Here is a 12532-nt window from a genome sequence, read left to right as displayed (position 1 = left end):
CGCGTCGGCTCAGGCGTCGCGGCGCTTGAGCAGCACCCCGGCCAGCACCAACGCGACCGCGACATATCCGCAGAACACGGCGAAACCGGTCCACGGTGCGAGCATCGTGCTGTCGGGCCGGACGGCCAGCAGGGCCTGGCCGGCGTTGCTCGGCAGGTAGGGCACGACGTGCGGGGCCCAGCTGTCCGGCAGCGCCTCCGCGATGCCCGGCAGCACGAGAAGGAGCCCGAACAGCGTTGCGATGGCACCGGCCGTGTGGCGGATCAGCCAGCCGAGCGCGACCCCGAGCAGCCCGACCAAGGTCAGGTACAGGCCGACGCCGAAGACGGCGCGGAACACGCCCGGTGCCGACAGGGAGGTCTCGATGTGCTGGGAGCTGAGGAACGCCTGGCCGCCCAGGAACGCGGCGAACGAGCTGACCGTGCCGACCACGAAGGCCACGACGGCGAACATGCCGGCCTTCGCCCAGAACACCGGAAGCCTGGTCGGTACGGCGGAGAAGGTGGCCCGGATCATCCCGGTGCCGTACTCGCCGGAGACGATCAGCACTCCGAGCACGCCCAGCACCAGCTGGGCCAGCACGTAGCCGCGCAGGCTCACGTCCGTGGGGTCGAAGTGCAACTTGGCCTGCGGCCGCATCTCCGGCCAGCGCGACGCGTCGGCCGCGGAGAAGATCCAGCCCAGGGCGACCATCCCGACGATGGTGACCGCAACGGCGATCGGTGACGAGCGCAGCGACCGGAACTTCAGCCACTCCGACCGCAGGACGCCGGCCAGGGTCACCTTCAGCCCGGGCAGGGCCGCGGCCTTCGGCGCGCCCGCTTGGGGGGTGACGGGGATCGTCGTGGTCATGACACGCGCCTTTCCTGTGCGGCCTCGACGACCCGGTACTCCAGGGCGTCGTCGGTGAGCTCCATGAACGCTTCCTCGAGCGAAGCCTGGACCGGCACCAGCTCCTCGAGCGGGATGGAGCCGTCGCAGGCGATCCGGCCGATCTCGGCACTGCTGCGGCCACTGACCTCGAGCAGGTCCGGTTCCACGCTGGTGACGGACACGTCGGGGCCGGTCAGCAGGTCGCGCAGGTCGGCCGCCCGGGCGGTTCGCACTCGCACCGCGTTCCCGGAGGCCCGGCCGATGAACTCGCTCACCGACGTCTCGGCGATCAGGCGCCCCTTGCCGATCACGATCAGGTGTTCCGCCGTGAGCGCCATTTCGCTGAGCAGGTGGGAGGACACCAGAACCGTCCGGCCCTCGGCGGCCAGCTCGCGCAGCAGCTTGCGGATCCAGAGAATGCCCTGCGGGTCGAGTCCGTTGACCGGCTCGTCGAGCACGAGGGTGGCCGGGTCACCGAGCAGTGCGGCGGCGACCCCGAGACGCTGGCCCATGCCGAGGGAGAAGCCGCCGACGCGCTTGCCCGCCACGTCGGCGAGGCCGACCAGCCCGATCACCTCGTCGACGCGCCGGCGGGGAATGCCGGTGGTCAGGGCGAGCGCGAGCAAGTGGTTGTAGGCCGACCGTCCCGTGTGGACGGCCTTCGCCTCCAGCAGCGCGCCGACCTCCCGCAGTGGCGCGACGTGCCGGTCGTAGCGCTTGCCGTTGACCGTGACCGTGCCGGACGTCGGCGCGTCGAGACCCATGATCATCCGGATCGTGGTGGACTTCCCGGCGCCGTTCGGGCCGAGGAAACCGGTCACCGCACCGGGCCTCACCGTGAAGGTCAAGTCGTCCACGGCCACCTTCTCGCCGTACCGTTTGGACACTGCCCGTGCTTCGATCATGCCGCCTCGTTCCGTTCCGCATACTGAGCGGATCGAAATCTAGGCCGCGCACCGGCTTCCGGCCGACGCCCGCAGGGCCGATTTCCGGCCGGCCTGGATGCGACTTCCGGCGTAGCTGCTACGCCGGAAGTCGCATCGAGGCTGACCTGCCGGCCCACCCGCGTCCGTCGACCCGCACCCGTGCGCGGGCGTGCCCGAGTTGATGCCCGGCGGAGGTCGCCCGGCCCTGATCACCCGCCTCGTGACTCGCGCTCAGGCGGCCGACGCTATTCGGCAGGGAATGTCGGTGTTCTCGTCCGTGTGGTAACTCGCGCACACCCGGTGGTAGCCGTCAGCGATCTCCAAAGCGATGCCGAGGCGCAGGTCGCCGCGCACCAGCAGGATCGGCGAGAGATCCTTGCGGTCGTGGATCTTGCGCAGGTCGGAGCTCACGTGCGGGTTGTCGACCGGTAGCAGTGCCAGGCCCGCGGCGCGCAGGATGTCCTTGGCCTTGAAGAAGGCGGCGTTGCGGCCGTCCTTCAGCTCTTCGATGAGGTGGTCGACGAGGTCGGTGCCTGCGATCAGGGCGAGGTACGAGGCGGCAGCGGGGTAGTCGTGGTGCTGGGGTTCGTCGAGCCAGGTCACGGTGGTCATGTGTCAGGCCTTTCGATTGTCGAACGCGTCCAGAGCCGCGCCCGCGGTGTCGAAGTAGCTGTCCGCGCCGATCGTCCGGGTCAGTCCGTAGCGGTCCAGTTGCGTGCGGACCTCGGGCAGGACGCCGGAGAGCACGAGGCGGGTGCCGTGCGTGCCCAGGCGTTTGGCGACCGTGGACAGAACGCCTGCCGAGGTGTAGTCGACGTCGCCGACGGCAGCGCAGTCAAGACAGAACCAGGTCACGGTGGGGCCGTCGGTGAGCAGCGTGGCCACGTCGGTGCCCAATCGCATGGCGTTGGCGAAATACAGGCTGCTGCCGAAGCGGTAGACGATCATGCCTTCGGTGGTGCGGCGGCCGGGCGTGACAGGCTCGGGTTGCCAGTGACCTGCCGGAGATTTGACCAGAACGCCGCTGTGCGGGCGGTAGCTGTGCCGCAGGTGATCGACGACGGACACGATGATGGCCAGCACGACGCCCTGCTCGACGCCGGTGAAAACCACGGCGGCCGCGGTCAGCAAAGCCACCACGAATTCCGCGCGCCGAACCCGGAAGATGCGGCGCATCCCGGCGATGTCGATCAGGTCGACGCCGATCAGGAACACCACGGCTGCCAGCGCCGCCAGAGGCAGCGCGCCCAGCGGACCGGTCAGGAAAACGAGCACCACCACGGCGATCACCCCGGCGGCCAGGGGAGCGATCTGGCTGCGCCCGCCCGCGCCGTCCACGATCTGCGTCTTGGTGGGGCTGCCGTTGACGACGAAGGTGCCGGTGAACGCCGCGGCCACGTTCGCCGTGCCGAGGCCGACCAGGTCGGCGTCCTCGTCGACGGTTTCCTCGTAGCGGGCGGCGTAGGCGCGCGAGGTCGCGGAGCTCTGCGCGAGGATCACCACGAACATCGACACCGCGGTGCCCAGCAACGCGGACATGTCGTGCAGGTCGAAGGCGGGCAGCGTGACGTGTGGGATGCCCTCCGGAACCGAGCCCAGGACGGCGACCCCGTGCGCGGACAGGTCGACGAGCTCGCTGACCACGATCGCGCCGATGACGGCGATCAACCCGCCCGGCACTTTCTTCGCCACGAGGCGGACTCCGACGACCACGACGACCACCGCCGCGGACACCAACGCCGCCGCGGCATTGGTCTGGCCGAGCGCGCGAACGAGGTTGATCAGCTTGGGCACGGTCTGGCCGCCGCCGGCGTCCACGCCGAGCATGTCGGGCAGCTGGCCCGCCGCGACCTGGATGCCGACTCCGGTGAGAAAGCCGACCAGGACCGTACGGGACAGGAAGTTGGCCAGGAAGCCGAGCCGGATCAGCCGGGCCAGCAGCAGCATCGCGCCGACCAGCAACGCGGCCGTGCCGGCGAGCCGGACGTAGGCGGCCGAGGCGGGGACGGCCAAGGTGGCCAGACCGGCCGCGAGGATCGCCGCGGTCGCCGAGTCCGCGCCGACCACCAGGTGCCGGGACGCGCCGAACAACGCGAACAGCACCACCGGCACGAGCATCGTGTACAGGCCGGTGACCGGCGGCATTCCGGCGATCTTGGCGTAACCGAGCACCTCGGGGACGGCCAGCGCGGCCAGCGTGACACCGGCCAGCACGTCGGTACCCAGGGCACGCCGTCGGATCGGCAGGATCCCGGCCAACAGCGGGATCCGTCGTGCGCGGCTGGGCGCCGGCCTGTCCTGATCGGTCATCTCCGCGATTGTGGCACGCGGGTTGGCGCGATGAGGAAGATCTTCGCTGCCGCCGGGCGGTCTCCTGTGGCGATCTTCGGTCGGCAGCGCACTGACTCGACGAACGCGCGCCGACGCCGACGAGATCGAGCGTGGCTGAGCGCTGAAGGTCGGCAACCACAACGCGATATTTGCAACAGATGCGCGGTCGCGGAAGAAGAGCCGGGTGCGGAGGCCGGATCGAAGGAGTACACAGTGGACGCTGGCCACGTCGCGGACACGGCCGTCACGGACCACCCGCTGACCGGTCACGCGACGACTGGGTGCTTCGCCACGGGGATGGCGACGGCGAACCCGGTGCCGCGCCGGTGTCCGGCGGCTTGACCCGGAGGAATACTCGCAGGCGTACCCGAGAATCTGCCGATCACCTCGGCCGGGGCTTCAGGATCAGGTCCGTCGTCAGGCGGATGTGATCGGCGAGAGCTGTGACCGGTCTAGGACATTGCACAGCGCGCTCGCACAGTCTCGGGTGACACCTTCAGCGCGTTGCCGATGACCTGCCCGTCAGGCATGCAGGAAGTACAGGATGGTCGTGACCACGGCGGTTCCCAAGAGGACACCGCGCAGCAGCCAGGCGGGAAAACGACGGGCCAGGTAGGCGCCGGCGAAGGCTCCGGCCACGGCGCCGGCCAGCATGGCGGCGAGCAGGAGCGGGGCGCTCAGTGCGTTCGAGGCGATGAGGAACAGCACACTCGAGCTGACAAAGATCGCCGCGAGTTGGGTGACGCGCATCGGGTTGCTGACCGCCGTGTCCAGGCCGAGGCCGATGCTCCACAGGGCCACCGTCAGGATGCCTACGGCTCCGCCGAAGTATCCGCCATAGACGGCGAGGAAGAACTGTGCGATCAGGACCGCTCGTGAACTCATGCCGACCGAGCGGCCCAGCACGCTGCTCACTGCCCTGGAGACGTGGCGGCCGACGGCGAGGGTCACGGTGGCGAAGGCGAGCAGCCACGGCGCCGCGGCGTCGAATGACGATGCGGGCAGCACCAGCACCAGGCCGGCACCGACGCCGCTGCCGATCACGCTGACCGTTGTCAGCTTCTTCGTGGACGTGGGCCCGACGGGGGTGAGGTCGCGTCGGTACATCCACGCGCTGGCCACGGCGCCGGGTGCGAGCGCGATCCGCGCCACCGCGTTGGCCGTCACCGGCGGCATTCCGGCGGCGACGAGCACGGGCAGCGCGACGAAGGTTCCTCCGCCCCCGATGGCGTTCAACGCTCCCGCGGCGACGCCGGCCAGCAGGATGAGGAAAGACTCGGTCACCTGCCGAGCATCAGCCACGGACAAGGGATTCCACAATGCGGAATCGACGTACCCAGCCTAAGGCTGTGGCTTAGGCTGCGGCCATGCGTTACGACTTGGACGACCTGCGGCTCTTTCTCCACATCGTCACGGAGGGGTCGATCACGGCGGGCGCCCATCGCATGCATCTGAGCTTGCCCTCGGCCAGCGCCAGAGTGCGTTCGCTGGAACACCACGCCGGTGTGGCACTGTTGGTCCGCGGTCGGCGAGGCGTGCGGCCCACGCCCGCGGGGACGACCCTGGCCCGCCACGCGCGCGACGTACTGGACCAGACCGTCCGGCTGGAAAACGCCGTCGCGAGCTACACCCGGTCTCCGGCCGCTCCGCTGGTTCTGCTGGGCGGGGGCTCCGCGATGCACCGGCTCGTGCCGCAAGCCCTGATCTCGTTCCTCGGCGCCCACCCGGACATCGATGTCACCGTGGCCGAGAGCCGCACTCCACAGACGGTGCGGATGCTGGCCGACGGAGAGGCCGATCTGGGGGTCGTCCTCGACGACGAGGCCGACGGCTGCGGCCTGCGGGTGGAGCCCCTCGGCGACGACTGTCTCGTCGTGATCGGCCAGGCCGGGGGGATCCTCGCCGGGCGGACTTCGCTGACCTACAGCGAGGTTGCCGAACACCCGCTCGTCGGCCTCGACGCCGACTCCTCGCTGCGCCGCTGGATCGAGAAGCACCTGGGGCCCCACGCCCCGGTGGTGCGCCACCGCACCACCGTCGCCAACCTGAGCGTCCTCGTCTCCCTCGCCGCCGCCGGCGTCGGACTTGCCGTCGTGCCACGTCGCGCCATCGACCCCGGCCAGCCCCTCGACGTGTGCGAACTGCAGGACCCCTGGGCCAACCGCCACCACCTGCTGGCCTGGGCCGTCAAGGAAGGCCCCGCATCGGCGGCCGCCGAAGCACTCGCCGAACACCTGCGCCGCGCTGCCTTGTCCGAACCTTCTCTCCGCAACGTGCACGCAGACCCCGCCGGCCGCCAATCCTTCGACGACGCCTGACGGAGCACCGGTCACAGCCAAGTTCTGCCCTCCGCCGGACCGGACCGGACCGGACCGGACCGGAAGAGCATCGAGCCAGACGACGGACACGAGCCTGCTGGTGCGCCGGCGCACAACACGGGGTGTTGCGACGCCGGCGCCGATGTGCGGGAGGCGAACGGGTTCAGTTATCGGTAAATCGTGGTCAGGTACGAAGGACGACCGGTCCGCCCTTGGTACCGGAGATGGCGTGCTCGAGTGCTGTCGCTGCCTCGGCCAGTGGCAACACGGCGCCCACCGACAGCGTCAGCCGGCCATCGCCCAGCAACGCCGAGAGCTCTACGAGCTGGGTGGCGTCTGGGCGCACGTAGACGTTGGTGACGCCGATGCCGCGTTCGGCCGCCGGCGGGTCGCCGGTGATGGTCGCCATCCGGCCACCTTCCCGCAACGCCGCGATGGTGGCGGTGCTGCCCCCGGGAACCGCGTTGAGGGCGGCGTCGGCGCCGAGGCCGCCGGTCAGTTCACGGACGCGGTCGGGCCATTCGCTGTCGTGGTAGTCGAGGACCTCGGCCGCTCCGGCCTGCGTGACCCGAGCGGCGCTCGACGGTCCCGCAGTGGCGATTACGCGGGCGCCACGCAGCGCGGCGAGCTGCACGGCCAATCCGCCAGTGGTGCTGCCCGCGCCGTGGACTAGCAAGGTCTGGTTCTCGGCGAGCTTGAGCGACTCCGACAGGACCTGCTCCGCGGTCAGGGCGGGAACCGGGAATGCGGCCGCCGTCTCCCACGACACGCCGGCAGGCTTCCGCGCGATCAGGCCCGCGTCCACAACCACGCGCTCGGCCCAGCAACCCTGGTGGCTCAGCGGAAGCGGGTGACCGAGGACCTCGTCGCCCGCCCGAAAGTCCGTGACCTGCGAACCGACCGCGACAACCGTTCCGGCGACTTCCACGCCCAGCGCCATCGGCGGTGTCAGCCCGACGTCCCACGCCCCCGTCCGCACGATGTTGTCCCAGTTGCCGACACCCGCCGCGGCAACCTCGATCACCACCTCGCCCGGACCCGGGGCATCAGGCTCGGGGAGGTCGAATACCTCGACCAGGCCACCGATTTCGCGCACACCAGCGGCACGCATCACATTTTCTCCATTTCATTTTGAACAATCCGATATTTGTCGGACCACTCGGCAACGAGTGCGCCTTCATCGGCACCGCCGAAAGTGTAAGCGGGCGATGTGATCGGTTGGACGTGATCGATGCGGACCAGAACCGCTTCGTGGGCGGGGTAATCCGGTCCGTTCAGGTCGAGCAGCCAGCTGTGCAGCCACTGGTGAATCGACGTTCCACGACCATGAATCGTCGCCCTTCCGGTGAAGCGGTAGCCTCGTCTTCGGAGGAAGTCCACCGCATTCATCTCGAGACGTGGGTCCGCGGTGAGGTTGGCGATCGTCCCGGGTGAGGCAATGTTCATGAACGCGATGTGCTTGTCGTCGTACACCCGTGCCGACCCCTTCGGCGACAGGCTGGGCGAGCCGTCGGGTCGCACTGTCGCGACGATGGTGAGCTTGGCGGCCTCAACGATCAGCCGCATGTCGGCGTTGATCATCTCCTCGACTCCTGTCATTTCGAATGTGCCCCGGTCGGCCACACCCGAATCCGGTTCGAGCGCCTGGCAGCCCACGGCGACACCTGATCGTCGCCTTCGCCGTGCTCCAGTTCACGGAGGTCGACAGTCACCAGCGGGATGTCCGAAAGCACGCTGGTTTCTTCCATGTCAGCAGGCTAGTCAGCATTCGGACCCGGGGTAGAGTCCAAATCCATGACGGATATGGGTACCACTTCCGGGGTGGAACTCTTCTTGCCGATCGAACCGCCGCGGCCTGGACGGCCCCGTCGGGTCCAGCTCGAAAGCGCCCTGCGTGACGCGGTGCGAACCGGTCGGCTCGCGGCCGGCCAGCGGTTGCCGGCCAGCCGCGTACTGGCCGAAGACCTCGGAGTCTCTCGGCGCCTGGTGGTCGAGGTCTACACCCAGCTGACCGCCGAGGGCTATCTGATCAGCCGGACCGGCTCCGGCACCCGCGTCTCCGACCTTCCCCTGCCACCGGTGACCAACGCGCCCGCTCCGCCCCGGACATTCGAGCGCGCGGTGCGATGGGACCTGCGTCCGGGCCTTCCGACGCTGTCGGGATTCCCGCGCCGCTTCTGGAAGCGCGCGTGGACTGCCGCCGTGGATGCCGCCGCGGATTCCGATCTGGAGTACCCCGACCCCGCCGGGCATCCCCGGCTGCGTCGGGTGCTGGCCGGTTACCTCGGCCGGGTCCGCGGAGTGGACGCTGACCCACAGCGGCTGCTGATCTGCGCGGGCTTCACCCAAGGTCTCCACGTACTCGCCCACACCTTGCGTGCCCGGGGCGCCCGGACCGTCGCAATCGAGGACCCAGGATTGCCGCACCGCGCGCCGATCCTGCGCCAGGCTGGTCTCACGGTCCTGCCGGTCCCGGTCGATGCCGACGGTGTCCTCGTGGACCAACTTCCGGAGCGGGGTGTCGACGCGGTACTGACCACCCCGGCGCACCAGTTCCCGACCGGCGCGATCATGGCACCCGCCCGGAGGGAGGCGGTACTGGCCTGGGCCGGGCGGTGCGGTGCGTTAGTCGTCGAGGACGATTACGACGGAGAGTTCCGCTTCGATCGTCGCGCCGTGGGCTGCTTGCAAGGCCGTGCACCCGACCGCGTCGTCTACCTCGGATCCGCCAGTAAGACCCTTGCCCCGGCGGTTCGCCTGGGCTGGATGGTCAGCCCGGCCGAGTTGCACGCCGAGCTGGTGCCCAACAAGTTCCTCGCCGATCACGGCAGCCCGGCCATCGATCAGCTCGCTCTGGCGCATCTCATCGAGGTCGGTGATTACGACCGCCACATCCGCGCTGCCCGGAACCGCTACCGAACCGCGCGGCAGGCACTCGAACAGGCCATCGCCCGCCACAACGCGCCCTTGAGGCTTGTCGGGACACCAGCCGGTGTGCAGACTCTCGCCGCCCAGCTCGACGACACGCACCCCGATCAGTTGACCGCGCGCGCCCGTGCGGTCGGGATCGCATTCGACTCCATCACCCGCTACCAGCTCAACCCCGATGCAAACCCGCACGGTGTAGTGATCGGTTACGGCAACATCAGCCCCCACGCGATCGACGAGGCCATCGCCCTGCTTGCCACCCTCACGTTCCGGTGACCTCAGGCTCGAACTCCGACAGGTTGCCGGGAGCGGCGAGGCTGGGTCCGGCTCTCGATCCGGCGCCGTCGGCATCACTCTTGCCGCCGGCCGCGGCCGGCATCCCGCGAGAGCTTGTCCGAGCACGGTGATATGCCGGTCCTGGTATGTCCAACGACAGAAGGTGCATTGGCACGTTCTGTCGCCGGTGCTGCATGCTGCCTCACATGGCTGCCGCCGGTCGGACATAGGACGTTCGAAGTATTTCGAGCTGCGCGAAAACATTCCTTGCGGAGACGCGAAGTAGTTTTGATTCTTGCGCCGAGCGCCACGATGTGGCGCTGCACGGCCCGGCAGCGCATCCGCGCGCCCAAGTCCCGAACCGCGAACCTTCGGCTGCGCCCGGCCCACGCCCGTGCGGATCGACGGCCGGTTCGGGCCGGCCGGTTCCACGGTGTGCGCGGTGCCGATCGGTTTGGCCGACTGCAACGTCACTGATTGACAAAGCGTTGTCGGACAACGGCAACTGCTGCCGTTCCGCTGCGTGGCGGACCACTCCGCGTCGAGCGGGAGATCACTTCGAAACGCGTTCCGCCTGACCGACGTCAAGCGCGTGGCGAGGTCCACTGCTTCCGCCGAACCCTGGGCCGAAACGTCGGAACCGTCACCCGGACGCGCGGTGTTCTCTGCCAGGCAGAAACTCGCACTGGACAACAGAGCACGCGGCTGTCTACCGTGTCTCCATCCCAAGTGGAGCTCTGGTCAATGTCGAGTAGAGGGAGCAATCCGTGGCGTACGTGATAGGCATCGATATCGGGGGCACGTTCACGGACGCCTTCGCCGCCGATGAGGCGGGACGGGTGGCCGCGACCAAGACTCCGTCCACTCCGCCCGACTTCTCCCGGGGGTTCCTCGCGGTTCTGGACGAACTAGCCGGAGCGCTCGAGATCGAGACCGCCGAGCTGCTCGCCGACACCCACTACATCGTGCACGGGACGACCTCGACGTTGAACGCATTGGTCACCGGGGACGTGGCCACGGTCGGTTTCCTCACCACGCGCGGGCACGCGGACTCGATCGCGATCATGAACCTCGAAGGGCGCTACGCGGGACTCGGCTCGGACCAGGTCCAGGACATGGTGCTGACGAACAAGCCGAAGCCGCTGGTGCCGCCGCAGTTGATTCGCGAGCTCGACGAGCGCATCGACCACAAGGGACACGAGGTCGTGGCCCTGGACGAAGCGGCAACCCGGATCGCGATTCGCGAGCTCGTCGCGGCCGGCGCACAGGCCATTGCCGTGTCTTTGTTGTGGAGCTTCCGAAACGACGCGCACGAACGGCGGGTGGGCGAGTTGATCGCGGAGGAGGCGCCCGGGTTGTACGTGGCGCTGTCCTGCGATGTGAGCCCACGGATTCGCGAGTACGCCCGCAGCGCCACCACGATCATGAACACCCAGGTCGGCCCGCGGCTGCGGGACTACCTGCGGCCATTGGAGGCCGAGCTGCGCTCTCTCGGCTTCGGTGGTTCGCTGCTCGTGATGCAGGGTTCGGGCGGCTGCGTCGATTCCGGTGACGCCCCGTCTCGGGCGATCACCACGATCGGCTCCGTCCTGACCGGAGGTGTGGTGGGCTGCACCCGCCTGGCCGACGCCCTGGGGCACCGCAACGTGATCTCCACCGACATGGGCGGAACCACGTTCCTCGCGGGGCTCGTCGTCGACGGTGAACCGGTGGCCACGACGAGCACGGTGCTCAACCAGTACCAGCTGAACGTGCCGATGGTCGACGTGCACACCATCGGCGCCGGCGGCGGCGCGATCGCCTGGGTCGACCCGGGGCGCAACCTGCGCGTCGGTCCGCGCAGCGCCGGTGCGCGGCCGGGCCCGGCGTGCTACGGCGAGGGTGGCACCGAACCGACCGTCAGCGACGTCGACCTGCTGCTCGGCATCATCAACCCGGACAACTTCCTCGGTGGCCGCAAAAAGCTGTCCAAGGACCTCGCGGCCGAGGCCGTGCGGACGCACATCGCCGAGCCACTGGGCCTGTCCGTCGACGACGCCGCGGCCGCGATCTACGCCATCCAGAACGCCCAGACCGCCGACCTCGTCCGCAAAGTCGTCGTCACTTCCGGGCAGGACCCACGCGATTTCGCGCTCTACGCCTTCGGCGGCGCGGGCCCCATGCACTGCGCCAGCTATGCGGCCGACCTCGATGTCGCGGAAGTGGTGGTCCCGCTCGGACCGACCGCCGCGGTGTTTTCCGCCTACGGCCTGGCCGCGTCGGACATCGTGCTCACCGCCGAGCTGTCGTCGCCGAGCAACTTCCCCAACCCGGCGGAGGACTTCAACGCGGCGTTCGCGCAGTTGCGTTCGGAGCTGGACAGCCGGCTGGGCGTGCAGAAGCTGGCGTTCGGCAACGTCATCTACCGCAACGAGGCCGACCTTCGTTACACGATGCAGCTCGCCGAAGTCCCGACACCGGTCCCGGCCGGCGCGATCGACACGGCCGGGCTGGAGGACGTCTCCACCGCCTTCGGTGAGCTCTACGAACGCTTGTACGGCAAGGGGTCCGGGTTCGCCGAGGCGGGTTTGCAGCTGATCACCTACCGCACGCAGGCGGTCGGCGAGCTGCCGATCCGACCTCGGCTGGCAGAGGTCGGCGTCGCGACCGAAGCGCCGGTCCCGTCCAGCACCCGCCAGGTTTTCCTCGACGCGCGCCGCGGCTGGCAGCGCGCCGACATCTTCGACTACCGCGCCCTCGGGGCCGGCCAGGAAATCAAGGGCCCCGCCGTCGTCGAGGCCCCGACCACGACGGTCGCCCTGCCCGAAGGCTGCATCGGCCGTGTCGATCGGCTCGGCAACCTCGTCATCAGCTACACCAAGGCCTGAGAGGAACGCGCCG

Annotated in this window: 11 protein-coding genes; 3 read left to right on the top strand and 8 right to left on the bottom strand. The window is 69.2% G+C overall.

Going from position 1 to position 12532, the window contains the following annotated elements:
- Positions 1-9: 9 nt before the first annotated feature.
- The 5 genes from ACQPXB_RS30435 to ACQPXB_RS30415 all read right to left on the bottom strand — a co-directional run bounded on the left by ACQPXB_RS30435 (position 10) and on the right by ACQPXB_RS30415 (position 5414).
- Positions 10-852: an ABC transporter permease gene (locus tag ACQPXB_RS30435; RefSeq protein ID WP_432845304.1), complete on the bottom strand. Its 843-nt coding sequence runs from the start codon at positions 850-852 to the stop codon at positions 10-12.
- The gene (locus ACQPXB_RS30430) at positions 849-1778 is read right to left on the bottom strand and encodes an ABC transporter ATP-binding protein (RefSeq protein WP_432845303.1); all 930 of its coding nucleotides are present in this window, start codon (positions 1776-1778) and stop codon (positions 849-851) included. The genes ACQPXB_RS30435 and ACQPXB_RS30430 overlap by 4 nt, the downstream gene beginning before the upstream one ends.
- A gap of 252 nt (positions 1779-2030) precedes the next feature.
- Positions 2031-2411 (bottom strand): hypothetical protein, encoded by a 381-nt coding sequence (locus ACQPXB_RS30425; RefSeq protein ID WP_366581404.1) that lies wholly within the window; start codon positions 2409-2411, stop codon positions 2031-2033.
- 3 nt (positions 2412-2414) lie between these two features.
- Entirely contained in the window at positions 2415-4400 is a 1986-nt protein-coding gene (locus ACQPXB_RS30420; RefSeq protein ID WP_432845302.1) for a SulP family inorganic anion transporter, read from the bottom strand.
- A gap of 252 nt (positions 4401-4652) precedes the next feature.
- On the bottom strand, positions 4653-5414 hold the full coding sequence (locus ACQPXB_RS30415; RefSeq protein ID WP_432845301.1) for a sulfite exporter TauE/SafE family protein: 762 nt from the start codon (positions 5412-5414) through the stop codon (positions 4653-4655).
- A gap of 83 nt (positions 5415-5497) precedes the next feature.
- Between ACQPXB_RS30415 and ACQPXB_RS30410 the strand changes: the two genes are divergently transcribed.
- Positions 5498-6448, top strand: coding sequence for a LysR family transcriptional regulator (locus tag ACQPXB_RS30410; RefSeq protein ID WP_366581410.1), 951 nt, complete (start codon positions 5498-5500; stop codon positions 6446-6448).
- Between the two features lie 184 nt (positions 6449-6632).
- Here the strand turns inward: ACQPXB_RS30410 and ACQPXB_RS30405 are convergent, their stop codons facing one another.
- Genes ACQPXB_RS30405 through ACQPXB_RS30395 form a run of 3 tightly spaced genes read right to left on the bottom strand, consistent with a single transcriptional unit; the run spans position 6633 to position 8196 of the window.
- Positions 6633-7559 carry a quinone oxidoreductase family protein gene (locus tag ACQPXB_RS30405; protein ID WP_432845300.1) on the bottom strand — a complete coding sequence of 309 codons (927 nt, stop codon included), beginning with the start codon at positions 7557-7559 and terminating at the stop codon, positions 6633-6635.
- A complete protein-coding gene (locus ACQPXB_RS30400) occupies positions 7559-8029 on the bottom strand; it encodes a pyridoxamine 5'-phosphate oxidase family protein (RefSeq protein ID WP_432845299.1) in 471 nt (156 codons plus the stop codon). Before ACQPXB_RS30400 ends, ACQPXB_RS30405 begins: the two co-directional genes overlap by 1 nt.
- A gap of 14 nt (positions 8030-8043) precedes the next feature.
- A complete protein-coding gene (locus ACQPXB_RS30395; RefSeq protein ID WP_386949707.1) occupies positions 8044-8196 on the bottom strand; it encodes a hypothetical protein in 153 nt (50 codons plus the stop codon).
- A 73-nt stretch (positions 8197-8269) separates the two neighbouring features.
- Between ACQPXB_RS30395 and ACQPXB_RS30390 the strand changes: the two genes are divergently transcribed.
- Together ACQPXB_RS30390 and ACQPXB_RS30385 are read left to right on the top strand one after the other, a co-directional pair.
- Entirely contained in the window at positions 8270-9652 is a 1383-nt protein-coding gene (locus tag ACQPXB_RS30390) for a PLP-dependent aminotransferase family protein (RefSeq protein WP_432845298.1), read from the top strand.
- A 767-nt stretch (positions 9653-10419) separates the two neighbouring features.
- Positions 10420-12519, top strand: coding sequence for a hydantoinase/oxoprolinase family protein (locus ACQPXB_RS30385; RefSeq protein ID WP_432845297.1), 2100 nt, complete (start codon positions 10420-10422; stop codon positions 12517-12519).
- Positions 12520-12532: the final 13 nt, after the last annotated feature.

Source organism: Amycolatopsis sp. CA-161197, from assembly GCF_050942255.1.
In the GTDB taxonomy this organism is placed as follows: Bacteria; Actinomycetota; Actinomycetes; order Mycobacteriales; family Pseudonocardiaceae; genus Amycolatopsis.
The sequence above is the reverse complement of the archived record's forward strand: the minus strand, read 5'-3'. Positions and strand labels throughout refer to the sequence as shown.